The organism is Sorangium sp. So ce281, from assembly GCF_051527395.1.
Taxonomy (GTDB): domain Bacteria; phylum Myxococcota_A; class Polyangia; order Polyangiales; family Polyangiaceae; genus Sorangium; species Sorangium cellulosum_B.
Map to the genome: position 1 here is coordinate 10,603,460 of NZ_CP150322.1, position 26,328 is coordinate 10,629,787.

The following is a 26,328-nucleotide window of genomic DNA, read 5'->3' on the forward strand; positions in this document are numbered from 1 at the left end:
GCGCGGCTCAGCGGTCGTAGCGGTCGTACGGCGCCTGCCGGGAGGCGGCGCCGGTCGAGTACCTCGTGCCGAGGGCGACGAGCACGAGCGCGAGCCCGGTGACCACGAAGAAGGTCCGCGCCGGGAGCTCTGCGGAGAACCCGAACAGCCAGGGGGACGCGAGGAGCGCGGCGGCGAGGGAGGTCTCCAGCGCGCCGTGCACCGAAAACGGGATCATCCTGGCGGCGCCGAGCGGCTGATCGGACAGGAGCGTCACGACGAGGTGCGCCACGGCGGCGACGTAGCAGACCGCCGTGGGCACCGGATCGAGGCGGAGCGCGAGCGGCGCGAGCGCGAGCAGGACGACGATCGCGTAATCGACGTATCCATGGTGGCGGGGAGATAGAAGCTTCATCGGTGCCTCCTTGGAGGAGCTCCCCTCACCCGGTGCATCGCATGTGCCGGTGAGCGGCTGTCGACGCGCGCGCCCCGGCCGCTCCGGAACGCAGCGCCGGCCAGGATCAGGGTGGTTGTCGCTCGCCCGGGACGGGTAGGAGGGGTGCTCGTCGTGCTCACAAGAAGGGAGCGGACGGCGCGAGTGAGCCCGATCCGGCACGGAGCGGGGCAGGGTGGCTCACGGGAGCTCTGGCCCCTTCACGCTTGCTCTCGCCGAGCGCGCAGCCCCGAGAGGGCCTCTCCGGGGTCCGGCGCGCGTCGCCGTCACGTCGTGCACGTTCGAGACACACCGTGTCTCCGAGGCCTCGGTCTCCACGATCTCCTGGCCGCGGGCGGAGCTCCGCTCGCCGCCGAGCCCGACGCCCCGGAGCGCGTCGCCGAGCCCCCGGCGGATCCGGCGCTCAGCCCGTCGACAGGAGCTCGTCGAGCACGGCCCCGTACTCGTCGAGCAGCGGGTGCGGCCGCAGGCCGCGGCACATCGCGCGCAGCTCTTCGAACCTCGCGATCTGCATGTCCCTGCCGCGCTTGAACATCGACCACGGATCGCCGTGCTCGCGCGCGCAGACGATGATCGACTGGAAGTTGTCTATCTTGTCAGCCAGCGTGATCGCCTGCGCTTCCCAGGGCTTCTTCGGGAACGCCTCGAGATAGAGCCGCTTGCGGTCTTCCCACGGCAGCGCCCTGTCCTGCTCGGTCACGTGGCGGACGAGCGTGGCGACGCGATCGCCGAAGCGCTGGCTCAGCTCGTCGAACGTGACGCCCTGGTCCTCCATGGCGTCGTGCAGCGCGCCGGCCGCGACGACCTCCTCGTCGAAGCCGTGGCGCGCGAGCAGGACCGCCACGCCGGCGAGGTGGCTGATGTAGGGGACGTCGGCGTTCGGATACTTGCGCTTCTGGGCTCGATGCCAGACCGCCGCCTGGTCGAGCGCACGCTTGAGGAGGGTGCTCATCGCGATGTCCCGCCAACCATAGCCGCTCGGCGTCCAGAGCGCAGGCGCCCGAGCGCCCCCTGTGCCGTCCGGCAGGTCCTCCATCCGGATCGGACCCCGCGCCGCTCGAGGCTCGCCGTCGAAGGCCGCGTCGGTTCGAGCGCCCGGCGCGCCACGAGCCCGGTGAGCGGCGCGCGCCGAGGGCGCTGGCTGCGCGGCGGGCAGGCGCCACGACGGGCGCGCCGGGCGAGGGGCGCGGCGCGCCGCCGCATCGCCGGCGCCCCGTCGCGCTGCCGGCCCGCGCGCCCGCCTCGCGCCAGCGCGACGGGGCGCCGGAGCGGTCGCGCCGTCGCGCTGGCCGCTCGCGAGGACGGCTGGAGCGACCGACCCTGGAGTCGGACCGCATCGCGCCGGGGCCGCCGCGACGAGAGGGGGTCTCCCGGCCCTCTCTGCGACTCGACGGTCCCTCTCTGCCAGTCGTCCGGCGCGCAGCGCGGGATATCCGCTCTTCGACGAGGTCGACTCCGCGCGCTCGGCACGCCCGCTCGCGGCGGCGTCTCTGCGGATGGAGCGCGCGCCGCGCGCGCGCGATCGCCCCTCGTTCGTTCAGCGGATCGGGGAATGCGCTGGGGGTGGCGCGGAATGGTCGGGGAATGGTCCGGGGAGGTGCGCGCAAGTCCTACGAACATGCCGACGACGTCGCTCGTTGCTCAAGACTCCGCACTTGCCGACCTGTATACTCGTCCGCGACAGCGTCTTATATCGTCATGCGAAACCCGCCGATGCAGGGTGCCACCTCATGAGACTTTGGCCTCTCCGCTCGCTCGCCGCCGCGCTGGCCGCCCTCGTCGTCGCCCCGCTCCTTCCCGCGCCTGCGTACGGGCAGGACGCGCCGGTCAACCCCGGAGGCATGGCGCTGAGCCGCTTCGTGCCGGCGCCGGCCGGGGACCGCATGTTCAGCGTGCCGTCGCCGTTCGTGGCAGGGCACCTCACACCGCATGTGATGCTGCTCGCCGATTACGCGAGCAACCCGCTGGTCCTGCGGCGCGAGCGCGACGGCGCCGAGATCGGCGCGGTCGTCAGCGATCAGCTCACGTTCCACCTGGGCGCGTCGCTCCCGCTCTGGAACAAGCTGAGCGTCGACCTCGATGCGCCGCTCACCGCGCTGCAGTCCGGGGACAGCCCGAGCGGCGGCGGCCAGCAGTTCCCGTCGCCGAGCGGCGCGGCGCTCGGCGACGTGCGGCTCGGCGCGCGCTTGCAGCTCCATGGATCGTACCATGACCCGTTCCAGCTCGCCGTCGGCGCCTACCTCTGGCTGCCGACCGGCGCGGACGACTCGTTCGTGAGCGACGGGAGCGTCCGGGCGATGCCGTACGTCGCGGCCGGCGGCCGCATGGATCGGCTCGTCTGGTCGACCGCGCTGGGCACCGAGGTCCGGCGCTCCCAGTCGTTCGGCGGCGTGGCGCAGGGGACGATGCTCTCGCTGGGCGGCGGCGTCGGGCTCCTCGCGCTGGACGGCCGGCTCCAGGTGGGGCCGGAGCTCAGCGCCGCGATGGTGCTCGAGGACATCAGCAGCCGCTCGACCAACGCGGAGCTCCTCCTCGACGCGAGGTATCGATTCCTGCCCTTCATGGAGGCGGGCATCGGCGTCGGGCCGGGGATCACCTCGGGCATCGGGACGCCGGACGTGCGCGCCGTCGCGATGGCCGCCTTCACGCCGGAGCAGCCGACCGATCGGGACAGGGACGGCATCGGCGACCCCGAGGACGCGTGCCCGAGCGTGCCGGGCGTGCGCAGCGGCGACCCGAAGAAGAACGGCTGCCCGCCCCCGCCGGACCGCGACGCCGACGGCATCGTCGACGCCGAGGACGCCTGCCCCGACGTCGCCGGCGTGCGCAGCGACGACCCGAAGAAGAACGGCTGCCCGCCGCCGCCGCCGGACCGCGACGCCGACGGCATCGTCGACGCCGAGGACGCCTGCCCCGACGTCGCCGGCGTGCGCAGCGACGACCCGAAGAAGAACGGCTGCCCGCCGGACCGGGACGACGACGGCGTCGCCGACGCCGAGGACGCGTGCCCCGACGTCAAGGGGCTCCGCTCGAAGGATCCGGCGAAGAACGGCTGCCCGCGCGACACCGACGGCGACACGTTCCGCGACGACGTCGACGCCTGCCCGAGGGAGAAGGGCTTCGCGGATCCGGACCCGGAGAAGAACGGCTGCCCGAAGGCGGTGCGCGTCACCGAGAAGCACGTGGTGATCCTCCAGCAGGTGCAGTTCGACACGGACAAGGCCACCATCAAGCCGGTGAGCGATCCGCTGCTCGACGAGGTCGCCGAGGTGCTGAAGGAGCACCCGGAGATCGTGCTCATCGAGATCCAGGGCCACACCGACAACCGCGGCACCGTGGAGCACAACAGGATCCTGTCGCAGAACCGCGCCAACTCCGTCATGGCGGCGCTGGTCCGCCGCGGCATCGACTCGACGCGGCTGACGGCACAGGGCTACGGCCGGGAGCAGCCCATCGACGACAACGCGACGGAAGCCGGGAGGCAGCGGAACCGACGAGTCCAGTTCAACATCATCAAGAAGGCCGCGTACACGCCGCAGGCCGAGACCGGAGAGGATCGATGAGAAAGCAGTTGAGCATCACGGGGCTCGCGTCCCTCACGCTGATCGGGCTCACGACCGCCAGCGCGACGGCCGAACCCAAGCTGCGCGTACAGGTCGATCAGCAGGGCGACTTCGCCCTCATCGGGAGCTCGCTCGGGCAGGAGTGCCGCTCCGCGACGCCGAGGCCCACGGAGGGCACGATGGGCGCCTGCGGCCAGTCGACCGTCGAGTCGGGGCCCGATCTCTTCTGGAGGTCCGACTCGCCTTCTGACGGCAGGGCGGAGGCGAACCTCGATATCACCCCGGAGATGGCGCGCACGACCGCGGTGCTGGCGCTGCCCGAGGGGGCGGCGGTGACGCACGCGTTCCTGTACTGGGCCGCGCGCAACGCCGCCGGCGCCGATACGGAGGTGGAGCTCCACCACGCGGGCGGCTACGACGGCGCGGTGACCGCCATCGACTCGGTCGAGACGGTGATCAACCAGGGGAAACCCAACGAGTCGCACAACTACCAGTCGGTCGCCGACATCACCTCGATCGTGAAGGAGAGCGGCGCCGGGGCTTACCGGGTGGGCGGCGTGGACGTCGTCGACGTGAGGGACAGCGACGACGACGTGGCCTTCGTGGCGTGGTGGATGGTGGTGTTTTACGAGGCGCCGAGATCGCCGATGCGCAACCTCGCGCTGTTCGACGGGCTCGACCGGGTCTCCGACGTGGGATGGCAGCAGGTCGAGCTCTCGGGCTTCAAGGTGCCCGACGCCGGCTTCGTGGCGAAGCTGGGCATCGTCGCGTTCGAGGGCGACAACTCGAACACCGGCGACAGCGTGTTCTTCAACCCCAAGAACCCGGGCAAGCCCGATCTGGCCGAGGCGCTGAGCGACGAGCTGAACCCCGCCGACAACTTCTTCAACAGCACCCGTTCGGCGCTCGGAAAGCCGGTGTCGATGGAGGGCGATCTCCCGAGGATCCCGGGCACGCCTCAGAGCATGTCGGGGGTCGACATCGACATCGTGGATGTCAGCGCGAAGCTCAAGCCGGGGGACGATCGGGCCACGCTCGTCGCCACGAGCCGGGACGAGCTCTATTTCCTCGCGGGGTGGGTGACGTCGATCTCCAACTATGGCCCTGATTTCAGCAAATCGAGCAAGGTGGCCACGGATCTCGGCGGGCTGCCGACCTACCGCGGGGACGCCGTCGAATACCGCATCACGGCGACGAACACGGGCAACGACGAGGCCGTGGGCGCGGTGCTGACGGACGCGCTGCCTGCCGGGGTGACGTTCGTCCCTGGATCGCTGTCGATCGTCGACGGGCCGAACGCCGGTCCCCAGACGGACGCGCCCGGCGACGACCTCGGGCAGTACGATCCCGCGACGCGGACCATCACGTTCTGGCTCGGGGATGGGGCGGACAGCGCGCGAGGCGGGAGCATCCCTGTCGACGGCAGCGTCACGGTGCGCTTCGAGGTGACGGTCGACGCGGACGCGCCGGACCTCATCAAGAACCAGGCGAAGATCGCCGCGGCGGGCGCGTTCGGCGCGCCGGTCAGCGACGATCCGACGGACGGCAACGGCGACGCCCCGGGCGCGCCGCCGACCGAGGTCGCCGTGGAGCCGGAGTCTTTCTACGCGGCCGGCAGCGGCATGCTCGGCGCGTGCGCGGCCAGCCCGCGGGGCCGGGATGGGAGCGCCGGCTGGCTCGCGGGGCTCGCGCTGGCGGGTCTGCTCCGCCGGCGGCGCAGGGGGTAGACGATCACCGCCGCGTCAGCGCTCGACCAGGGCGTCGTCGAGCGTGGGCGCGGTGAGCCCGCGCTCGGTCCAGCCTTCGATCTGCGCGGCGCCGGCGGCGCGGAGGCGCGCCTCGATCGGCCGCGGCAGCTCGTCGAAGCGCAGCCGGAGCTGCTCCAGCAACGCGCTCCGCCCTCTCACGGGCGCGCCCGCGCTCGGGCCGCGATCAGTTGATGGTGAAGGACTTGCTGACGGTGACCGAGCCCCCGCCGAAGGCAGGCACCCGCGCGCTGCGGAACAGCCTGGCGACGCAGCCGCCGACGCTGGTCCCGGCGAACGGCGCCCCCTGGACTTCGGCCGACGTGACGCTGCCGCTCGGCGCGAAGGTGACCTTGACCCTGCCGGTCCCGGTCGGTCCGCCGGCCTTCTTGCAGCTCTTGGCAGAGCCAGCGGCCGCGCCGAGCGCCGAGCTCGCGGCGCCACGGTTGAACTCGGCGCCACCGGACACCGCCGGCGCCGGCTTCGACGCCGGCTTCTCCGCCGCGGCAGCGGGCGCGGACGCCGGCTTCCCCGCCGCAGGAGGCGTCGCCGCGGCGGGCGTCGCGGCAGCAGGCGTCGCGGCGCTCGGGGCCTCGGCGCTGGCGGTGGGCTCCGCGGACGGCGCCGCCGTCTCCGCCGTGGACGGCGTCGCGGCCGCCGCGGTCTCGGCAGGCGTCGGCGCCGGCGCCGGCGGCGCCGTCTCCGCAGGGCTCGGCACCTCGGCGGGGGCCGTGTTCGCCTGCTCCGGCGTGGCCGTCGACGCCTCCGGCGTCGGCGACTGCATGAAGAAGAAGGCGACGCCGCCGATCAGCACGACCGCGGCGACCGCGGCCGCGATCAGACCCGTGCGGCCCTTCTTGGTCGAGGCCTCCGGCGCCGTGAGCGGAGAGAGCGACGAGAGCGACGAGAGCGACGCGGGCGGCACCGACGCCTTGGACGGAAGCGACATCGAGGGAGGCGGCCGCGAGTCCGTCACCGGCGCCAGCAACGGCGGCGGCGCGAGCATCGGCGCGGAGGCGATGGGACCGCCGCCGAGGTTCATCAGGTCGTCATAGCCGGCTCGACCGTTGTTCTTCGAGGGGCGGTTCGAGGGACGCCGGCCCGACGGGAGCTCGTCTTCTTCGTTCTGCTTGGCCGCCGCCGCGTTCTCGGTCGCGGTGAGCGCCGAGAGCGAGAAGAGGACCGAGTTCTCGTTGCGCTCGCCCACCTGGCGATCGAGGCCCGGCGGCGGGGAGGACGCGGCGGGGTCCTCGGCGCGCTCCGCGGCGCTGAAGACGTCGACCGCGGCCCCCCGGGCCGCGCGACGCGCGACCGCCGGCGCCGGTGCGCCGGCCGGGGCCGGCGCCGCGGCCGCTGGAATCGCCGGCGCCGCGGCTTCCGGGGCCTTCGCCGATGCGACGGCTGCAGGCGCCGGGGTCGCGGCCCCCGCTTGGTTCAGGGCGCGCCGCGAGTCCTTCATGACCACGGTCCCCTCGGGCCCGAACCTGAGCCCAGCAGCCGCCGGAGCCGTGGGGACCGGCGCAGCTGCAGCCGCAGGCGCCGGAGCGGCGGCCGGCGCAGAGACCGCTGCGGCCGGAGCCGCTGCGGCCGCCGGCGCAGCTGCAGCAGGGGCGGCCGCGGCAGCGGGCATGGGCGTCGCGATCGCGGACGCCGCGGCAGCGGGCGCCGCCGCGGCGACGGCGGCTGCGGGCGCGGGCGCCGCGTCTTCCTGCGAGGAGAAGCGCTCCTTGAGCTCCGGGACGCTGGCGATCGGCAGCCAGTCGCCCATCCCGTCCTTCCACACGTACGTGTCGTTGCTCAGGCCTCCGCGCGCGTACTCGGCCACGAGCTCGGCGGTCGTCATGGTCCGCTCGTCGCCCTCGGCGACGTTGACGGTCCACGTGTCGGGCGCCGCCGCGGGCGCGCCGCCCACGTCGGCCACGAGCTTCGCCTCGGCGTCATCCGACAGGGCGCCCTGCTGCTCCACGGTCGCGTCCTGCGGTGCGGCCGGGGCAGCCTCATTCGCGCCGTGGACCACCATGGAGTGGTTGCACTTCTTGCATTTGATCTTGACCGTCTTGCCGACGACTTTCTCGTCGGCAATCGTGTACTTGGCCTGGCACGACTCACACGTAATCTTCATGCGACTGTCGCCCTTCCCGTTCCGGCATGCGGGCATGGGTTCAACGACCACACACGCGCACAATCACGCGGCCCGGTCGGTCGACGCAGAATAGCGGGACGGCGCGAGGCCGATCAAGGCGGCGACTTCTTTTATGATCGCCGCCGGCGCAGCGCCGCGCGATGACGCAGCGCGCGCCCACGTCCGAGCGCGGCGCGCGCAGTGTGGCGCGATCAATTGAGCAGCAGCAGCTGCGTGCCGTCTTTCCCGCAGAACATCGCCTCGCTCGGATAGCGGTCGCCGCAGGTTGGGCAGATCTTTCCACGAACCCGCGGCGCCGGCCGGACCGGCGCCGCGGCTGACCCTGCGGCGCCCGCGGGCGAGGCCCCCGAGGGCGCCGGCGCGCCCTCGGCGCCTGCGCTGTCGCGCTCGCCGGCGCCGGCGGTGGAGGCCGGGCCTTCCACTTCGCCTGTCCGCCGGCGGCCTCGGCGGAGCAGGATCAACCCGGCAAATCCGAGGCAGGCCGCGACCCCGCCCACGATGGCCACGAACAGGTTCTTGCGCTGTCGTCCCAGGTCCTCGCCCGAGGTCGTGCGCCCGCCGATGGTGCCGGCCGCGATCACGACGACGGCGGCCTGCTCGCTCTCGCCGGCCTCGTTGAGCCCGCTCGCCGCGAGGAGCGCGTCGTAACGATCCGGGCTCGTCACCTCGATCGCGACGGTCACCCCCTTACCGGCGACGGACGCGACGAGGCCGAGCGCCCCCTCGCCCGCGCCGGCGCCGAGCGAGAGGGCGCCTGTCGCGTCGACCGTCGCGGCGGACGCGAGCGGCCCCGGCGCGATCGACCACGTGGGCCTCGTCGGGAGCGCGCACCCCGCCGCATCCATGACCAGCGCGCGGAACTGGAAGCGCTCGCCCGGCCGCATGAGCTTGCGCGACGGCGTGACCTCGAGGCGCGCCGGCTCGCCGGGGGCGTCGCAGGAGCGCGAGGCCGCGGGCTTCTTCTCGGCTGCGGCGGGCGCCGCGGGCGGAGCGCTCACGACCGGCGGCGGAGCGCTCGCCGCCGGCGGCGGGGTGCTCGCCGCGGGGGGCGCTTCGCCCTCGCGCCGGACGAGCGTGTAGGTCCGCGTCCTCGTGACGGACGCGCTGCAGGTCGTGTCCTGGATGATGAACTGGTACTGCCCTGTCTCCACCATGTTGATGCTGGCGTCGGTCGCCTGGGTCGTGGTGGTGACCACGGCGCGGCGGGGATCGCTGGCCGGCGTCGTGCAGCGGGTCTGCCAGGAGCGCGCGTTGCCGGACGCCGAGTGCTTGCTCCGCGCGAGCCCGGGCATCTGCTCCCAGCACTCGGCGGTGCTCCACGACCGTCCGGCGCCCGAGATCGAGAGCTCCGAGCCGTGCTGCTGGATCTGCACGGCGCCACCCGGGGCGCCCTGCGGGCGAGGCCTGGGCCCGCACGCCTGCCCCCAGGCGGAGACCGACCACTGTTCAGCGAGGGCGCTCGCGGTCCAGGCCCCGCTCAGCGTCGGCAGGTCCTGCGCGGCGCCCGCGCGGGGGATGGCGACGGCGAGGAAAATGAACGCAAGCGACGCAAGCGACGCGAGCGACGCAAGGCGAGGCGCGTGGAGCAGGGCCGACGAGGCGAGCAGCGGGCGTCGCACAGGCGAACCGTAGCAGCGCCCGCGCGCGGGCGTCAGCCGCAGGCTCGAAGCGCCGCCCGCGGCGCCGTGCGGCCCGACACGCAACGCCCGGGCCGACCCGCACCCGAGGCGCCCGCACGCGAGGACCCAGAGCCACACAAAAAAGCTCACACCCTCGAAAAAGGATCTAGACAGGCGAAGCGAAGACTCGTTATCTTGAAAAATGGTCCCGTGCGCATTCTGCATCAAATCTCGTCAGGAACTCCCGCGTACCTGATCCGATCCTGTTCGTCCCTCGACCCCTGCGGAGGGTCGGAGAGGGCTGCTAACCCCACTGCGGGAGGTCGGCCGGGGAAGGGAACCGCCAAGCCGCCAAGGGCGCCAGGAAAACCGGGGAATCGGGGGGGGATGCGGGATGCCCGGACGGCGCCCTTCCCCTCTCCCCTTGGCGTCCTTGGCGGCTTGGCGGTTTTCTGCCGCTCCGGGGCAACTTCCCGCGGTCGTGCCAGGCATCGCCTCACGCCGCCGAACGCCCAGCGCGCCCCCAGCGAACCGCGAGCTGCGCACCGACCGTCGAGCTGGCGAGCAATCTGGCCATCGAGCTCGATGCGCCAAACTGCGCTCGTCTCCGTGAACCGTAAGCAGCCCAAAAGCGTCACCGCGCGACCCAAAATTGTCACCGTGCAACTCGATACTTTTCTCGCACCTGCCGCCAAAAAGATCTGGACATCTCGACCTCTGAGTTGCTAACTTACACCCTGTTACCTTGCGCATCCGCTCTCCGATCGAAGCACAAGCACCCGCGTACTTGATCCGATCCTGATCAGCCCGCGGGGGCTCATTCCGACCGGAGCCCGCGAAACCGACCTCGCCTGACCCGTGTGTCATGGTGCCTGCTGTCCGGATGACGCTCCAGCAATGGTTCACCCGTGAGGACCTCGAGGAGCTACCAATGAAGCAGTTCGTAATCGCATCTTCTGCCGCGCTCGCCACGCTGTTCATCGCCGCCACCAGCCTCGCCAACACGACCGCTCCGTCTCCCACGTGCACCGTGATCAAGCGGGGTGTCCTGGGCGACGTCTACAACGCCGAGATCTGGAGCCTCGCCCCGAGCTACCACGTCCCGTCCCCGTTCGAGGTCAACACCGGGTACTCCAGCTCGGTCGGAGAGAAGCGCGCCCTGTTCCGCTTCGATCTCAGCCCCATCCCCGCCGGCTCTCTCGTCACGTCGGCCACGTTCTACGCCCTGACGTACACGAGCACCGCGCAGACCGTGTACGTCCACCAGGTGCTCGCCCCCTGGAGCGAGGAGCTCGTCACGTGGAACAACTTCGGCGGCATGGACCCCGCCGCGTTCACCTCGTTCGTGCCCAACGTCACCGGGTGGAGCTCGGTCGATCTCACCGGGATCGTGCAGGACTGGGTGAACGGGACGGCGCCGAGCCACGGGATCCTCCTCGAGGAGGGCGCCAGCGGGAAGACGTCGTACAAGGGCAGCGCCCACACCGATGAGTCTTACCGGCCTCTCCTCGAGGTCTGTTACACGGCGCCGAAGGGCTCGATCGGCGACAAGGTGTGGTTCGACGCGAACGCGGACGGCATCGAGGACGCCTCCGAGCTCGGCATCTCCGGCGTCGTCGTCGACCTCTTCGGCGACGCGAACTGCGATGGCGTCGCCGACGGCGCCCTGCTCCAGACGGCCGTGACCGGCGCGAACGGCGTCTACCGCTTCACCGAGCTCGAGGCGGGCTGTTACGTCGTCGACGTCGACGACGCGACGCTCCCGCTCGGCCATATCCTGACCAGCGACGACGAGCCGCTCGGCGTGTCCCTCGATGCGGGTGAGAACGTGGCCAACGCCGACTTCGGCTACGTGACGTACTCGTCGATCGGCGACACCGTGTGGCTCGACAGCGACGCCGACGGGCTCTACGAGCCGGAGACCGGCGAGCTCGGCGTCAACGGCGTCCGTGTCGAGCTGTTCCAGGGGGCCCAGCTGGTCGACTTCACCGTCACCGGCACGAGCCCCTACACCGGCCAGCCCGGCTTCTACCTCTTCGACACGCTCCCGGCGGGCACCTACTCGGTGGTCATCACGCCCGACAACTTCATGGCGAGCGGTCCGCTCGCCGGACAGGAGCAGACGGCCGACCCCGACGGCGGGCTCGACAACGTGGGCGTGGTGTCGCTCGGCTGGGCCCAGGACCTGCTCGACGCGGACTTCGGCTACCAGCTCTCCTGCGGCAACGGCGTCTGCGGCGGCGACGAGAGCTGTTCCAGCTGCGCTGTCGACTGCGGCACCTGCCCGCCGGTCTGCGGCAACGGCACCTGCGAGATCGGCGAGGACTGCGGGAGCTGCAGCGCCGACTGCGACGTCTGCGCGCCCGTCTGCGGCGACGGCACCTGCGACGCCAGCGAGAGCTGCGGCACCTGCTCGGACGACTGCGGCGCCTGCCCGCCGGTCTGCGGCAACGGCACCTGCGAGGCCGGCGAGGACTGCGGCACCTGCTCGGACGACTGCGGCGCCTGCCCCGCGGTCTGCGGCAACAACGTCTGCGAGAACGGCGAGGACTGCTCGAACTGCACCGGCGACTGCGGCGCTTGCCCCGCGGTCTGCGGCAACGGCGTCATCGAGCCCGGCGAGAACTGCCTCGAGTGCCCGAGCGACGTCGGCGTCTGCCCGCCGGTCTGCGGCAGCGGCGTCTGCGAGGCCGGTGAGACCTGCTCGAGCTGCGCGGTCGACTGCGGCGCCTGCCCGCCCGTCTGCGGCGATGGAGTCTGCAAGGCGGGCGTCGAGAACTGCTCGAGCTGCGCGGCCGACTGCGGCGTCTGCAAGTGTTCGTCCCCCGGCACCGGCTCCCCCGGCTACTGGAAGAACCACCCGAGCGCCTGGAAGATCACGAAGCTGACCATCGGCGGCAAGACGTATACGAAGTCCCAGCTCCTCGACATCATCAGCCGTCCGACGCGAGGCGACGTCACGTACATCATCGCGAAGCACCTCATCGTCGCCAAGCTCAACGTCGGTATCGGCAACCGGTCGAGCTGCATCGAGGACACCATCGCCGCGGCCGACGCCTGGCTCAAGAAGTACAAGCTCGGCAGCAACGTGAAGGACAATTGCAGCAGGAACGCGCCGTGGGTGACCGGCAAGCCGCTGTCCGAGATGCTCGACAAGTACAACAACGGCTATCTCTGCGCCCCCCACCGCGACGACCTCGACTGCGAGGACAACCGCAACGATCGCGACCATCACCGCGGCTGCGGCCGCTGAGACGTAGGCGCGAGCGCCCCCGGGCCAGCGCCCGCTCCAAGCGACCAGCCTGGAGAGCCGCCGACGCTGGCCCAACCCCTCCTCGCCTCCCCCCTCCCCTCCGCCGTCGCTCTCCTCACCCCTGGCAGCGGGACCGCCTCGTACTCAGGACGGGACGTCCCTCGACGCCCGTGGACATCCCCACACCCCTGCATGGGCGTGTTCTGCCCCTGTCGCGGCAAATTGCCCCTGCCACCCCGGAGGGAGCCCCTGCCGGCGCCGCCTACGCCTCGAACAGCGCCCCGCCAAGGAGCGGGGTCGAGCCCGTCGAGGCCGCTCCACCGCAAGACAGGACAGCATGGCACGGGCGCTGCAAATCCTGCGGGGCTGAGCTCCGAGGACCGCGGTAAACGGTCCAATGACGCAGCGTTTGGCGGGCCAGAAAAGGAGAAGTTGCCATGAACCTGACGGAAAGCTGGATTGGCGATAAGCCCTTGGTCCCGCCTTGCGGTTTGTTCGGCAAAGGTCAGCATATCGTCCTGGCTGAAGACGACGAGGATTTCCGGTCCACGATCGCCATGGCGCTCCGCAGCGACGGGTTCGAGGTGTCCGAGGCGCGAAACGGCCTCGAGCTGCTCGACAAGGTGGCGCCCTGCCTCGGTGGGAACGAGCCCCCGAAGCCGATCGACGCGATCGTCAGCGATATCCAGATGCCCTGCTTCTCAGGGATGGAGATCCTGGAGGGCCTCGCCGAGGTGAGGCGGCGGCCGCCGGTCATCCTGATCACGGCGTTCGGCCACCCGCACCTCCACGCGACCGCGCGCAGCCTGGGCGCCTCGGCCGTCTTCGAGAAGCCGTTCGATCTGGACGATCTCCGCAGCGTGCTGTTCAACCTGAAGGACGCGCCCGGCTTCGACGGCGGTTACTGACGAGGACCGACGAGGACCGACGAGGACCGGCGAGGACCGGCGAGGACCGGCGAGGACCGACGAGGGAGCGCTCCTCCGCGCGCCTCGGCCGCCGCTCAGCCGTCCGGCCGCGGGAGGGGGGTCGCCGCCGCCCAGCGCGCGACACAGCCCCGCTCCTCCTCGGTCATCTCCAGCATGTCCGCCACCATCCCGTCCAGGCGGCGCCGGGCGTCGGCCGGCAGGCCCGCGTTCGCCGGGCCGAGCTCCCGTCCGAGCGCGTCGAGCGCCGCGATCAGGGCGGCTCCCGCCGGCAGGGGCGCAGGGATCGCACGCAGGTGGGCAATCTTCACCTGCGGCATGCCCTCGCGCGCGTCCCGGTGACGCGTGTAATGCCACCAGCGGACGGGAGAGGAGTTGAGGTAACAGAGCAGCGCGAACTCGCTCCAGGTGGCGTCGGAGAAGCCGGCCAGGATCGAGTTGCGGAACGGGAGGCCGTCGCTCAGCGCCGCGATCGGATAGCGGGCGGTCTGGCGGATGAGCAGCCGCACCGCCTTCCAGTCCTCGTCCTTCCGGAAGCGGCCCTTCACGCCGGCGCGATCGACGTGGTGGCGCGGCGCGCGCGCGATCAGCTCGCCCACGTCGGCGCCCTCCCGGATGGGGCAGGTGTACGGCGGCTCCGGGGCGTCCGCGCGCCGGATGCGCTCGGCGTCCTCGGCCGTCGTCTGAAACCCGCGCTCGCCGAACAGGGCCGCCGGCAGCGGGGGCAGCGCGCCGAGCCGCTCGAGGAGCCGGCGGGACACGACGTCGAGATCCGAACGCGCGAGCGGCCACGAGGCGGCCCCCGCCGCCCGCGGGGCGGCGGGGGCGAGGCGGGTCGAGAGGAGGCCCATGCACGGCTGGAACACGCCGTCGAAGGCGTCGCTGCCGAAGCTCGGAAGATCCGAGTCCACGGCGCAGAGCGCGTCGTGCGCGCGCCGCGTCGGGCCGTATCCATCGAGATCCGACACCGACGTCGGGATGACGAGGCCGAGCCGCCCGCCCGGCCGCAGCAGCGCCGCGGCCCGGTGCACGAACAGGCCGTGCAGCGAGCGGTAGCCGTGGAACGCCGGGCTCCTCCGGAGGTGGAGGTGGAAGACCTCGGGCGCGATCGGCTGCGCCGCGCGGCCGACGTACGCGACCCAGGGCGGATTGCCGATCACAGCGTCGAAGCCCGGCTCGGGGCGATCGAAGACGCCGGGGAACGCGAGCTCCCAGTGCAGGAACCGGCGCTCCTCGGCGATACGCCGCGCCAGCGCCGCCCGCGGATCGGCCGGCTCGCGCGCGGCGGCCATGTAGCGCGCGAACGTGGCCGGCGCCGGCGCCAGGGCCGCGAGCTCGCCCGCCGGCGGCCAGAACCACAGGGCCATCCAGGCGTCGAGCGCCGCCTGATCCGCTCCCTCGGCGCCCCCGGGTCCGTCGCGGGGCGCTCCTTCGGCGCCCCCCGGCGGTGCGCGCTCCGGCGGCGCGCGCTCCAGCGGCGCGCCCTCCGGCGGCGCGCCCTCGGGCCGCGGGGGCGCAGGAGCCTGCCGCTGCAGGGCCCGCCGCGTCTGCCGCTCCCCGGGGCCGCGGGGCAGCCTCGCGGCGGACGGGAAGCCGCCGACCTCCGCGCGCTCGGCGCCGATGAGGCTATCGCCGCAGCGGAGCTTGCCGTCGAGGAAGCTCAGCGGGAGGCGCGCGTCCTGCACGACGAGCCACAGCGATAGCCTGGCGAGGTCGACCGCGAGCGGGTCGAGGTCGACGCCGTGCAGACAGCGCTCCGCCACGAGCGCCATGGCGCGAGGGAGCGGCGGCTCGCCGGGGGCGAGGGGCGGCGCCGCGCCGGCGCGCTGCCATGCGTCGACGAGGCGCGCGGCGAGCTGGCGGCATGCCTCCACCAGGAACGCGCCCGACCCCATCGCGGGATCACACACGGCGAGCGCGAGGACCTCCGCGGGCGCCGCCGGCCGGCCGTCCCTGTCGAGCAGCGGCGACAGCGTGCGCTCGACGACATGCGACGTGATCTCCCGCGGCGTGTAGTACGAGCCCGCGCGCCGCCGGAGCTGCCCCGGCTGGAGATAGAGCGCGCCCCGCGCGAGCCGGTCCGGCTGCCGCGGGGACGCGCGGCGCGCGAGCGCCTGCGACAGCTCGGCCACGCTGCCGGCCGCGGCGACGCGCGCGGCCAGCCGCGCGCCGAGCTTCAGGTCCGCCACCTCCTCGAGCCGCGCGAGCCGGTCACGGCCGGGGAGGACGAGGAGCGCCTCCAGATCCACGACGACGTGCGACGGCAAGAGCGCCATCGACTCGCCCTCGGCGATCTCGAGGTCGAGCGCGAGGAGGCCCTCGTAAAGCGTGCCGAGGTGCTCGACCTCGAGCTCGCCGTAGCGCAACGGCGCGCCGTCGTGCACGAGGAGCGCCGAGAGCACCCGGTGGAGCGCCCCGTCGCTGAGCCACGGTCTCCCCTCCAGGAAGGGATGGGCGTCCGGATCGCAGAGGCCGCCGCGCGCGCCCCCGGGGCCGCGATCGCGGAGCGCGCGGAAGAGCGCCGCGATCCTCGCCCACGCGCCGTGGCGGCGCTCGAGGTCGTCTCCCCGCCGTCGCCGTTCTTCCTCGAGCTCCTCGAAGAGCCGGGCGAGCGGCGCGCCGCCGCCTTCCACGCCGGCGAGCAGGCCGCGCGCCTCGGCGTAGAGGAGGAAGATGAGCCGCATCAACGCGGACACGAGGCCGGCGCGGAGGCGCCGCCGCCCCTCGGCGGAGCCGGCGCACGCGACGCCGCCGCCCTGCGGATCCGCCGCCTGAAAGCCGCGGAGGACCTCGCCGAGCGCGCCCTGCGCCTGATCGCGGAGCTGCCGCGCCACGCCGTCGGCGGACGGCGCGGATCCATCGAGGGGCGCGCCCGCTCGCTTCGCGGCGCCGCGCGGGGCGAAGGCGCCGCCCCGTTCACGGTCGCGGCCCAGGAGGGCGGCGCTGAGCTGAAGGCATTCCGAGGACACGAAGGTTCCGCAACAGCATTGCGGATGGGACCGGGTGCAGGCAAGCGCCCCGGCGCGGCGTCGCGCCGGCCCGCGCCCGGCGCGCCGCCGCGCGACGCCGCGCCGGGAGGAACGCCGAGAGAGGACCTCCATGTCCTGAACCCCTTCCGGCGGTCCCGGCGCTTGCCGGTGTCGCTCCTCGCGCCGCGCGGCGCCCTGGAGAGGAGTCCTTCCTCGCCTGGAGGTCCTCACCCAGCACGGTTTACCGAGATCCTCGTGAAAGCATCTCTCACACGCGGCCCATCGGGGTACGGTTCGTGCCGCACGCTCGAGAATGAATCCTGAGCTGTTCGAACGCTACGCACTCGCTCATTCACGCAACTCGCGCGCTGGCTCCGTGGCGCGGCGCGGCGCCCTGCTCGCCGCGCTCCTGCTCGGGATCTCGGCGTGCCACGACCCCGGCGAGGCGACGGTGCAGGAGCCCACCGGCGCGCTCACCGGTGGGATTGACCTCTATTCCGGCATTCCCCAGGACGGCATCGTCCTCGGGGAGCCGAGCGCGCCGATCACGCTCGTCGAGTTCTCCGATCTGCGTTGCTCGCATTGCCGGGATTACGGGCTCGAGATCTTGCCGGTGATCCTCGAACGGCATGTGAGGACGAAGCAGGTGAAGCTCGTATTCCGGAATCTCGCGTTCCTCGGTTCGAGCTCCGTGCAGGCCGCGCGCATGGCCGCCGCGGTCGGGATGCAGGATCGGCTCTTTGATTTCGTCGACCGCTTCTTCCGGCTCCAGGCGCGCGAGCGCCCGGTGATCACGGACGAGCTCCTGTTGCGCGTCGCCTCCGAGGTGCCGGGCGTGGACGCAGCGCAGGCGATGGCGCAGCGCGACAGCCCGGAGGTCGTGCAGCAGCTCGAGGCCGCGCGGGCCGAGGCGGCGGCTCTCCAGGTCCGGGGCGTGCCGGCGCTGTTCCTGATCCGGGAGGGGCAGGAGCCCCGCCGGCTCCGCCTCACCTCGATGTCGCCGGAGCCGATCTCCCGCGCGATAGAGCAGTTCATGCTCGAGCCGCGACCGCCCGGGTGAACCGCCGCGACCGCCGCGATGCGGCAGGTGAACCGCCGCGACCGCCGCGATGCGGCAGGTGAACCGCCGCGACCGCCGCGACGGGCGCCGGCGCCTCGCGCGCTTTTTGGTACGCTCGCGCGGGGATGACCGCATCGCCGCTCGTGTTCCCTCCCCGCCCCCCCTCGCTGCGCGGCCGTCGCCGCGAGCTCGCGACGCTCCTGGCGACGGTTCGCGCCGCGCGCCCGACCCGCGTCGCGCTCGTCGGCACCGGCGGCAGCGGCAAGTCGACGCTCGCGTGCGCGCTCGGGCACAAGCTCGCGCGCGAGCTCCCCGGCGGGATCCACTGGTTCCGGGTCGGCGCCTGGGACGCGCGCACGCTGCGCGGCATGCTGTCGCTCCGCTTCGGGGCAGGGCCGTCGCCGTCGCTGCCTGCGCTGCGGAGCCGCCTACGGGCGCTCGGGGAGATGCTGATCGTGCTCGACAACCACGAGCACGACCGCGCCGTCGCCGAGCTGCTCGACGACCTCCGCGACGAGGCGGTGACCTGGGTCATCACGGCGCGGCGCTGCCTCGTCGCCGGCGTCTCCATCTTTCCGGTCATCGCGCCGCTCGTGACCTCGGGGCGGAGCCCCTTCCCTGCGGTCGCCTCGCTGACCCGCCTGCTCCGCTGGAACCCGGTCTCCCTGGAGCTCGCCGACGCGATCGTCGGCAGCGGCGCGGCCGACGTCGCCGAGCTCCACCGGTGGCTCGTGGCGGGCGGCGTCGACCGGGTGCGGGTCCTCGATCACGAGGACGACCTCCCCGAGGTCGGCCTGCTCGTCGCGTGGGCTTTCCGCGGGCTCTCGCCGCCGGCGCGGCGGATGCTCGCTGCGCTGGCGCACTCGAACGGCGACCACATCGACGAGGGCTCCCTCGCCGAGCTCGCGCGGGCCGGGCGGCGCGCCGGCGACGCGCTGGCCTCGCTGCGCCGCTTCCGGCTGGTGCAGGAGCCGTTCGCTGGACGCTTCGCGCTGCACGCGACGGTGCGCCACGCCGTGCTGAAGCGCACGCAGATGGATCAGCGCCGCTTCTTCGAGCACTACATGGCGCTCCTCGAGCGCTCTCCGGAGCGGCTCGACCTCGAGCAGACCCACCTGTTCGCGGCCATGGACTACGCGCACGACGCCGGGAGCGTCGCGGCCGCGCTCCGCGTGAACGATCTGCTGTCGCGGCTCTCGCTCTGAGGCCCGCGCCGGCTCCGGGAGCCCGGTGCGAGCGCGAGCGTGGAGGGGCGCGGGGCGCGCGCTCGCCGCGCTTCCCTGCGCGACCCCGCCCGACGTCAGGTCACCGCGGCGCTCCCGGGCCCCCCACGTGCTGGCGGCAGAGCTCGACGAGGCGCTTCAGCACCCACTGCCCCGCGGGCCCCTGCACGAGGCCCGGCCTGTGGACCACGGCGAGCGGCAGGACGTGCTCGTCGTCCCCCCACGCCGCCGGCCAGATCCGGACCAGGCGCCCTGCGTTGAGGTCGTCGCGGATCATGTGCTCTGGCAGGTTCCCCCAGCCGAGCCCCGCGCACAGGAGCTCTCGCTTGGTCTGGAGATCCACGACGCGCCAGGTGCGCGGGGACAGGACGGCCTGCTCCGGCGAGCGCGCTCCGCCGCGCTCGCTCAGCACGATCTGCACGTGCTCGCGCAGCTGCTCGGTCGCGACGCGCGCGCCGCGCGGCCCTGCGGCGGCGAGCGGGTGTGTCTCGCCGACGACGGCGACCATGCGCACCGAGGTGAGGTGCTGGCGCTCGAGCCCCTGGGCCGTCGCCGCCGGCCCCACGACCCCGAGCTGGCATGTGCCGTCGAGGACGCGATCGGCGACGGCGGCCATGGTCTCGGTGTGGACGACGAGCTCCACGGTGGGGTAGGCGCGCGCGAACTCGACGCAGAGATCGACGAGCGCGGACAGCGGAAAGACGGCATCGACGCACAGCGAGACGAGCGGGTCGAGGCCGCCGGCGAGCCGCTGCGCCGTGCTGCTGAGCGCGTCCGCGTCGGCGCACACCCGCCGCGCGGCAGCGAGCAGGACGCGGCCCTGCTCCGTCAGCGCCGGGATCCTCGTCGACCGATCCCAGAGGGCGACCCCGAGCTGGCTCTCCAGGTTGGCCATCGCGTGGCTCACGGCCGACTGGACACGCCGGAGCTTCCTGGCCGCGGCCGAGAAGCTGCCCTCGTCGGCGACCGCGATGAACGTTCGCAGCTGTTCGAGCGTGATGGAGTCGTGCACCGCGCATCACCATGCCACGGCCCACCGCGGTCCGGTGCGGTGCGGTCGCAGCGTGGGTGGGTGGGTGCGTGCGTGCGTGCGCCCGCCAGAAGCTGCGGGCCCTTGCTCTGGTGATGTCCCTGAAAGCGGCGCGGCGGCCGGGGCAGGCGAGGAGCGTTTTCCCAAGGGGTCTACCCTCCAGCGGGCCCGCGTCGTCCGCGGGAAGGTAGACCCCTTTTTCTCACGCTCCTCGCCTGCCCCGGCCGCCGGCCGCGCGCTCAGCCGAGCGCGCTCGTCACAGCTTGAAGCAGGTCGACCCGCCCGTCAAAGCGCCGGCTTGGCGTTCTTCACGCACTCCACGAAGTACTCGTGGAACCACTGCCCCGCCTGCGGCGCGCGCGTGTCCGCGTCCTCCTTGCCGCAGAACAGGTCGTAGCGCGGCTGACCCTCCTGGCCCACACCGTCGGAGTCACCCGGCGGCTTGACCCACACGAAGGCGTCGAGGTTGGTCGCGCCGCCCGGGTTGGCCTTGGGCCGTTCGCCCATGCCCGCGCCCTTGTTGTTGCACCAGTAGCCCCAGTCCGCCCGGATGTTGCCGACGCCGTTGCGGCTCGTGTCGATGATGAAGTGCTTGTCGCTGAGGCCCTCGGCCGAGAGCGCCGAGGCCATGGCATCGACGTAGTCGAACTCGCCGAAGCAGGGATTGTCCTGCTGATCGTAGCTCTCCGCGCTGTAGCTGAGCTGCGTGTAGTTCGCGACGTTGGTCGCGAAGCCACGGACGTTGGCCGGGCTGCCGGCGGCCTTGATGACCTCGGCGAAGATCTGGGCGCCCTTCTTCTGGTTGTCAGGCCAGCCGAGCCAGCCCGAGTGCGCCGCGTCGATGTACTGGTACACGTGCGGCATGTTGAGCTCCTTGAGCGTGTGCGCGACGTTGTCCCGGTAGGACTGCGCCGTCGTCTCGTCGCATCGCTTCCCGCCGAGGTTCGTCGCGATGTTGGGGAGCGAGTCGGGCTCGATGACCGCGGCGATGCGCTGACCCGAGTGAGCGGCGAGGATCTGCTTGATCGGAGCGATGTACTCTTCCCGGTACCGCTGGGTGCCGTTTTGATCGAGGTGGAGCTCGCCGTTCGACGCCTCGGCGAAGCAATCGCGGTTCGGAAGGTCGTAGATGACGATGAGCGCAGTGACCGGCTCGCAGAGCTCGTTCTGGAGCTTGAGCGCCGCGTCGAGGTAGCCCGGGAGCTCCTTGATCGCCTCGATCCTGTCGAGCCAGAACGCGGTCTGGATCTGCTTGACCTTCTCCATCTTCGCCTTCAGGGCCGTATCGGTCACCTGCGCGATCGACGAGTCGACCTTCTTGACGTAACCGGGGTCCACGAACAGGTGCCCGCCCGCGAACGGGTTGCCGCTCGGCGCCGTGATGTCGACCGCAGGGGAGCAGTTGCCGCCGCCCGAAGCCGCGCTGGTCGTCGGGTCGACGTTGCCGCTGCTCGTCGTCGTCGTCGGGTCGACGTTGCCGCTGCTCGTCGTCGTCGGGTCGACGTTGCCGCTGCTCGTCGTCGTCGGGTCGACGTTGCCGCTGCTCGTCGGGGTGCCCGCGCCCACGCCGCTGCTCGTCGGGGTGCCCGCGCCCACGCCGCTGCTGCCCCCGCCCGTCCCGCTGGTGTCACCGCCCCCGCCGTCCCCGCACGCCGTGAGCGCGAGGATGACCGCAACCGACGTTGCCAACCCCAGCCGATGCGCATTCCTTCTCAGCATATTAAGCCTCTCAGTACTTCAATGAAGAAACCAGGCCAATTCAACGCGTCAAATAGCGGGCCGAATTTAGACCAATGGCCTCTCTCGGGCAAGGACAAACGACGGCTCTCCCGCGCCAGCGCGGCTACGTCGTAGTACGCCATGTAGGTATTTTTCCATGGACGCTACAACGATCGACACCTCTCGACGCGCGTCCTGCCCGCGTCCTGCCCGCGCGCGGGCAGGACGCGGCTGCGGCGGTTCTTCGAGGGGAGAACGCACCGGCGGGGGGGCGCGCGCGCTCCGCTCAACGCAACGCGCAACCACCACGACTCCGCAGTTGCGAGCGCGGCTGGGCCCGGATGTGACACGGCAGACGGATAGAAGGGTTTCAGTTCTATTTCCAAGGTTGTCAGCGGCGACAAACTCCGATTCTCCGGGCGATACCACACACCAGGGCTGCTCGGAGCGCTGCGCCTGGCGTCACGCGAAGAGGCGACGCGCGGCGCCATGGAGCGTCGGAGGTCGAGGGGCCGAGTGCGCCGCTCGCCTGCGGGCTGCGTGTGGACCTTCTTCCCGGCCAGGCGCTCACGACGTGACAGCGAGGGAGATCGCACGCGACGTCCGCGTGTCGCGGCGCGCTGCCGTCATCGGGCCGTCACGGAGGGCGCTTTCTGGCCGACCGCCGCCGATCGGTTAGGCTTCCGTCCTCCCTTTCGCGCAGAGCTTCCCATGCGTTTCGTCGTGTTCTGGCTGATCATCGTCCTCGTCCTCAGCGTCCAGGGCCTGTACGTGCACCGGCGCGCCTCCAGGCTGCTCGGCCTGGGAGTGCGCGGCCGGCGCGCGCTCGCGTGCGTGCTGGCCGCCGGGATTGTCGGCATGACGGCCGCGCGGCTCGGGCGCGGCGCGCTGCCCGACGGGGTGCTCCGCGGGATGGGGCTCGCCGGCAGCACGCTCTCGCTGGGCGTCTTGCTCTCCGCGGTCCTGCTCGCCGTCGTGGACCTCGGCCGGCTGATCGCGCGGCTCGGGCGCGCCGCGCTCCGGCGCGCGACGGCGGCCGCACGCGCGGAAGGCCGGACCAGCCGCCCTGCCGACGCGGCGCCCCGCCCCACGGAGCGAGGGGCGCAGGAGGACGGCGGCCCCGCGGCCCTGCCGCCCCCGCCGCCGGTCGAGCGGCCGACGCTCGCCCGCCGCGACTTCCTCGCGACCGGGGCCGCTGGCTCCGCTTTCCTCATCGGCGGCGGCAGCGCGGTGTATGGCGCGCTGCTCGGGCGGCACGACTACACCCTCGAAGAGGTCGCCATCCCGATACCGGGCCTGCCGCGGAGCCTGGACGGGTTCGCCATCGTGCAGCTGTCCGACATCCACCTCGGGCTGTTCGTCGGCGAGCCGGAGATGCGCGCCGCCGAGGATCTCGTGCGCAAGGCCCGCGGCGATCTCGTCGTGATGACGGGTGATCTCGTCGATTTCGATCCGAGGTACGCCGAGCACCTCGGGCGCCTCACGCGGAGGCTCGGCCCGCTCGCCCGGCATGGCGTCGCGGCGATCCCGGGCAACCACGACCACTTCGCCGGCATCGACGCGGCGCTGGGCGCGCTGGAGCGCGGCGGCGCCCGGGTGCTGAGCAACCGCGGGTGCGTCGTGGGCGGGCCCGGCGGCGCCTTCGCGCTGCTCGGCGTCGACGATGTGTGGGCGCGAGGGCGGGTCCCCGGCGGCGGTCCGGACCTCGGCCGGGCGCTCGCGGACGTGCCCCGCGATCTGCCGCGCGTGCTGCTCTGCCACAACCCCGTGTTCTTCCCGGACGCGGCCGGAGAGGTGGCCCTGCAGCTCAGCGGCCACACCCATGGAGGCCAGATCAACCTCCTCGTGCGGCCCGCCGATCTGATGCTCCCCCACGGCTACGTCGCCGGGCTCTACCAGCGTGGCGGTTCGCATCTCTACATCAACCGCGGCTTCGGCACCGCCGGGCCGCCCGCCCGCGTCGGAGCGCCGCCCGAGGTGAGCCGCATCGTCCTCGTCGCCGCCTGACGTCACGCCCGACGCCGTCCCCGTCGAGCTCGCGTGGCGCTGGCGAGCGGCCGAGCCCGGCGTCGATCCGCGGAGAGCCGCCGCGATCTCCCGGGCGCTCGTGGGTCTCCGGAAGTGGCGTGTCCTCCGGTTCTTGATTCCCGTGCTGAGGGTGTTCACCCTCCGTTGTGCGATGAGCGCAACACGTGCGGCCCGTACGACACGCGCGAACCGTGAGGCACGCGCGATGCGTGCGGCACGTCGACACGCGCTGACCGCCCCGGGCCCCCGGCGGGCGCTCCTCCTCGGGATCGCGCTTGCGATCGGCGCCGAGGGGTGCGCGCGCGCGCCGCTCGCCGCGCCTCTCGGCCGTGTCGGCCACAGCGATCCGCCCGCCGCCCGGCAGGAGCAGGGGCGCGGGCGCTGGCCGGAGAGCGCGCCTCCGCCTGCGCCGGAGCCTTCGCCGCCCGCCGACGAGCCCGAGCTCATCGCGCTCGAGGTCCCGGACTTCGGCCCCGCGGTGGTCGTGACGCCGCGAGGCAAGGGGCCGCGGCCCCTGCTCGTCGTCGCGCACGGCGCGGGCGATCGGCCCGAATGGCACTGCGACATCTGGCGCGGGATCGTGAGGGGGGCCGGCTTCGTGCTCTGCCCGCGCGGCAAGCCGATCGACGTCCGGGCGCCGGACGCCGGGCGGATCTTCTACTACCCGGACCATCACGCGCTGAGCCGCGAGGTCGCCGCGGCGGTCTCGGCGCTGTCGGCGCGCTTCGGGGACCGGGTGGATCTCCGCGACCCGATCTATGCGGGGTACTCGCAGGGGGCGATCATGGGCGCGCTGCTCCTGCCCGGGCATCCCGCCCGCTTCGCGCGGGCGGCGCTGATCGAGGGTGGGTACGGCAGCTTCGACGAGTGGACGCCCGGCGCCGCCCGGCGCTTTCGCGGCGGCGGCGGGGCGCGGGTGCTCCTCGCGTGCGGGCGGGCCGACTGCGCGGCGCAGGCGCGCAGGACGCGGGAGGTGCTCGAGCGCGGCGGCGTCACAACGCGCGTCGTCCACGCCGTGGGCGCCGGCCACAGCTACGGCGGCCTGATGGAACGCGCGCTCCACGAGGCGTATCCGTGGGTCGTCGAGGGCGATCCCCGCTGGCTCGACGGCGCGGCAGCGTCCGCGGGCGGCGAGGCCCCGCCGCCCGCGGGCGCTGCCGCGCCGCCCGCGGGCGCTGCCGCGCCGCCCGCGGGCGCTGCCGCGCCGAGCGGCGGGGCCGGCGCCCGCTCAGCAGGACGCGGCGGCGATGCTGCGCGCGCGCTCGGCCAGCCCCTGGACGACGGAGTGGAAGCTCCGCAGCTGCCTCACCTTGCCCTCACCGAAGCGCCGCTCGATGCCGCGCCGGAGCGCCGGCACCCTGGCGGTCCCGCCCGTGCAGCACACGACGTCGACGCCGTCGAACGACAGGCCCGCGTCCGCCACCGTCCGGTCGAGCGCGCCGAGGACGGCGTCGATCTGCCGCTCGCTCCCGGCCTCGAACTCCTCCCGGGTGATGCGCTCGCGGATGTGCATCGACGGGTAATCGAAGCGGAACTCCGCCGCCGCCTCGCCGGACAGCGCGCACTTGCTGCGCTCGATCTCCTCGAAGAGCCGGAAGGCCAGCGAGTCCTCCACGAGGCAGAGCAGGTGGTCCATGCGCTGCCGATCCTCCGGCCCGAGGGACCACGCCTTCACGTCGCGGAGGAAGGCGAGGACATCGCGGTGCTGGAGCACCGTCATGTCGGCCGGTGAGCAGAGCTTCTCGGCGATGGATCGCGGCATCGTCAGCTGGTTCGAGCCGAACGGGACGCGGTAGGTGACCTCCGCGCCGAAGTGGCGGGCGACCTTGTGGCGCATGAGGCTGCCGTCGAGCGCGTCCCCCGCGACCGAGACGCCGCCGAGCGACAGCACGTCGGACGGCGAGAACCCCTCCGGCCGCATCCGGACGATCGTGTAATCGGACGTCCCGCCGCCGAAATCGGCGACGAGGACGACGGCCCCGCGGTCGAGCTCCAGGTGGAAGTCGTGCGCGGCGGCGACCGGCTCGGGGCAGAACGAGACCTCGCGGAAGCCCGCGATGCGCGCCGCCCGCTCGAGGCGCTCCTCGGCGAGGCGATCGTCGGCCGGCTCGGCCGAGAACTTCGCCGGCCTGCCCAGCACGACCCGCGCGACGTCGGCGTCGAAGTGGCGGTTCGCCTGCTCGCGCATCTCCCGGAGGAAGCGGCCGATCAGGTCCTCGATGGTCACGACCCGGTGCCCGATCTGCGTGCCGGAGAAGCTGCGATCGGGGAGGTATTTCTTGATCGAGCGGATGAAGCGGCCCTGCATGCCGTTCGCGACGAAGTCGCTGATCGCCGCCGCGCCGCAGGAGAACCGCTCCTGCCCGAAGAACAGGAGGCTCCGGAGGACGGTCGGATCGGCCGCCGCGGCGTCGAGCGGGATGGGCGGGCAGGTCGCCTCCGCGCTGGCCGCCGAGAGCAGCGAGTTGGAGGTACCGAAATCGACGGCATACACCTCGGGCCTGAATCGTGCGGACATGATCTCGCCTCCTCGTGGGGTGCTTCGCGGGCACGCGGATCTCGCCGACGTAGCCACCTATTTACAAGCTATCGAATGCATGCGAAAATGGTGGCTGGC

At 72.8% G+C, this 26,328-nt stretch carries 16 protein-coding genes; 7 read left to right on the forward strand and 9 right to left on the reverse strand.

The features are described 5' to 3' along the window. Positions 1-7: 7 nt before the first annotated feature. Together WMF27_RS40560 and WMF27_RS40565 are read right to left on the reverse strand one after the other, a co-directional pair. A complete protein-coding gene (locus tag WMF27_RS40560) occupies positions 8-394 on the reverse strand; it encodes an SPW repeat domain-containing protein (RefSeq protein WP_437763543.1) in 387 nt (128 codons plus the stop codon). A 442-nt stretch (positions 395-836) separates the two neighbouring features. Further along, entirely contained in the window at positions 837-1,385 is a 549-nt protein-coding gene (locus WMF27_RS40565) for an HD domain-containing protein (RefSeq protein ID WP_437763542.1), read from the reverse strand. A gap of 778 nt (positions 1,386-2,163) precedes the next feature. On the opposite strand from WMF27_RS40565, the gene WMF27_RS40570 reads away from it, so the two are divergent. Together WMF27_RS40570 and WMF27_RS40575 are read left to right on the forward strand one after the other, a co-directional pair. Next, on the forward strand, positions 2,164-3,996 hold the full coding sequence (locus WMF27_RS40570) for an OmpA family protein (protein ID WP_437763541.1): 1,833 nt from the start codon (positions 2,164-2,166) through the stop codon (positions 3,994-3,996). Next, positions 3,993-5,723: a DUF3344 domain-containing protein gene (locus WMF27_RS40575; protein ID WP_437943469.1), complete on the forward strand. Its 1,731-nt coding sequence runs from the start codon at positions 3,993-3,995 to the stop codon at positions 5,721-5,723. The genes WMF27_RS40570 and WMF27_RS40575 overlap by 4 nt, the downstream gene beginning before the upstream one ends. 15 nt (positions 5,724-5,738) lie before the next feature. Here the strand turns inward: WMF27_RS40575 and WMF27_RS40580 are convergent, their stop codons facing one another. From WMF27_RS40580 to WMF27_RS40590, 3 genes are all read right to left on the reverse strand, one after another. Further along, positions 5,739-5,885 carry a hypothetical protein gene (locus WMF27_RS40580; RefSeq protein ID WP_437763539.1) on the reverse strand — a complete coding sequence of 49 codons (147 nt, stop codon included), beginning with the start codon at positions 5,883-5,885 and terminating at the stop codon, positions 5,739-5,741. A 43-nt stretch (positions 5,886-5,928) separates the two neighbouring features. After that, positions 5,929-7,863 (reverse strand): zinc-ribbon domain-containing protein, encoded by a 1,935-nt coding sequence (locus WMF27_RS40585; RefSeq protein WP_437943470.1) that lies wholly within the window; start codon positions 7,861-7,863, stop codon positions 5,929-5,931. Positions 7,864-8,075: 212 nt separating this feature from the next. Next, complete coding sequence (locus tag WMF27_RS40590) at positions 8,076-9,503, reverse strand: hypothetical protein (RefSeq protein WP_437763537.1); 1,428 nt, start codon at positions 9,501-9,503, stop codon at positions 8,076-8,078. Between the two features lie 931 nt (positions 9,504-10,434). Between WMF27_RS40590 and WMF27_RS40595 the strand changes: the two genes are divergently transcribed. Both WMF27_RS40595 and WMF27_RS40600 read left to right on the forward strand, forming a co-directional pair. Further along, positions 10,435-12,756 (forward strand): SdrD B-like domain-containing protein, encoded by a 2,322-nt coding sequence (locus WMF27_RS40595; RefSeq protein ID WP_437943471.1) that lies wholly within the window; start codon positions 10,435-10,437, stop codon positions 12,754-12,756. 437 nt (positions 12,757-13,193) lie between these two features. Then, the gene (locus WMF27_RS40600; RefSeq protein WP_437295895.1) at positions 13,194-13,664 is read left to right on the forward strand and encodes a response regulator; all 471 of its coding nucleotides are present in this window, start codon (positions 13,194-13,196) and stop codon (positions 13,662-13,664) included. 95 nt (positions 13,665-13,759) lie between these two features. Here WMF27_RS40600 and WMF27_RS40605 read toward each other — a convergent pair whose 3' ends face one another. After that, complete coding sequence (locus WMF27_RS40605) at positions 13,760-16,651, reverse strand: Eco57I restriction-modification methylase domain-containing protein (protein WP_437943472.1); 2,892 nt, start codon at positions 16,649-16,651, stop codon at positions 13,760-13,762. A gap of 376 nt (positions 16,652-17,027) precedes the next feature. Between WMF27_RS40605 and WMF27_RS40610 the strand changes: the two genes are divergently transcribed. Together WMF27_RS40610 and WMF27_RS40615 are read left to right on the forward strand one after the other, a co-directional pair. Then, complete coding sequence (locus tag WMF27_RS40610; RefSeq protein ID WP_437943473.1) at positions 17,028-17,711, forward strand: DsbA family protein; 684 nt, start codon at positions 17,028-17,030, stop codon at positions 17,709-17,711. A 125-nt stretch (positions 17,712-17,836) separates the two neighbouring features. After that, the gene (locus WMF27_RS40615) at positions 17,837-18,916 is read left to right on the forward strand and encodes a hypothetical protein (protein WP_437763532.1); all 1,080 of its coding nucleotides are present in this window, start codon (positions 17,837-17,839) and stop codon (positions 18,914-18,916) included. A 100-nt stretch (positions 18,917-19,016) separates the two neighbouring features. On the opposite strand, the gene WMF27_RS40620 is transcribed toward WMF27_RS40615, so the two are convergent. Both WMF27_RS40620 and WMF27_RS40625 read right to left on the reverse strand, forming a co-directional pair. Further along, on the reverse strand, positions 19,017-19,946 hold the full coding sequence (locus WMF27_RS40620) for a LysR family transcriptional regulator (protein WP_437763531.1): 930 nt from the start codon (positions 19,944-19,946) through the stop codon (positions 19,017-19,019). Positions 19,947-20,249: 303 nt separating this feature from the next. Next, positions 20,250-21,653, reverse strand: coding sequence for a glycoside hydrolase family 6 protein (locus WMF27_RS40625; protein ID WP_437763530.1), 1,404 nt, complete (start codon positions 21,651-21,653; stop codon positions 20,250-20,252). 741 nt (positions 21,654-22,394) lie between these two features. Here WMF27_RS40625 and WMF27_RS40630 point away from each other — a divergent pair. Beyond that, positions 22,395-23,690 carry a metallophosphoesterase gene (locus tag WMF27_RS40630; protein ID WP_437763529.1) on the forward strand — a complete coding sequence of 432 codons (1,296 nt, stop codon included), beginning with the start codon at positions 22,395-22,397 and terminating at the stop codon, positions 23,688-23,690. Positions 23,691-24,939: 1,249 nt separating this feature from the next. Here WMF27_RS40630 and WMF27_RS40635 read toward each other — a convergent pair. Next, a complete protein-coding gene (locus WMF27_RS40635) occupies positions 24,940-26,229 on the reverse strand; it encodes an Hsp70 family protein (RefSeq protein WP_437763528.1) in 1,290 nt (429 codons plus the stop codon). Positions 26,230-26,328 lie beyond the last annotated feature (99 nt).

What these genes read in the sequence shown, in the direction of transcription:
- WMF27_RS40565 (WP_437763542.1), bottom strand. Translation starts at nt 1,385, where the DNA reads ATGAGCACCCTCCTCAAGCGTGCGCTCGACCAGGCGGCGGTCTGGCAT.
- WMF27_RS40600 (WP_437295895.1), top strand. Translation starts at nt 13,194, where the DNA reads ATGAACCTGACGGAAAGCTGGATTGGCGATAAGCCCTTGGTCCCGCCT.
- WMF27_RS40635 (WP_437763528.1), bottom strand. Translation starts at nt 26,229, where the DNA reads ATGTCCGCACGATTCAGGCCCGAGGTGTATGCCGTCGATTTCGGTACC.
- WMF27_RS40630 (WP_437763529.1), top strand. Translation starts at nt 22,395, where the DNA reads ATGCGTTTCGTCGTGTTCTGGCTGATCATCGTCCTCGTCCTCAGCGTC.
- WMF27_RS40615 (WP_437763532.1), top strand. Translation starts at nt 17,837, where the DNA reads ATGACCGCATCGCCGCTCGTGTTCCCTCCCCGCCCCCCCTCGCTGCGC.
- WMF27_RS40595 (WP_437943471.1), top strand. Translation starts at nt 10,435, where the DNA reads ATGAAGCAGTTCGTAATCGCATCTTCTGCCGCGCTCGCCACGCTGTTC.
- WMF27_RS40575 (WP_437943469.1), top strand. Translation starts at nt 3,993, where the DNA reads ATGAGAAAGCAGTTGAGCATCACGGGGCTCGCGTCCCTCACGCTGATC.
- WMF27_RS40585 (WP_437943470.1), bottom strand. Translation starts at nt 7,863, where the DNA reads ATGAAGATTACGTGTGAGTCGTGCCAGGCCAAGTACACGATTGCCGAC.
- WMF27_RS40560 (WP_437763543.1), bottom strand. Translation starts at nt 394, where the DNA reads ATGAAGCTTCTATCTCCCCGCCACCATGGATACGTCGATTACGCGATC.
- WMF27_RS40570 (WP_437763541.1), top strand. Translation starts at nt 2,164, where the DNA reads ATGAGACTTTGGCCTCTCCGCTCGCTCGCCGCCGCGCTGGCCGCCCTC.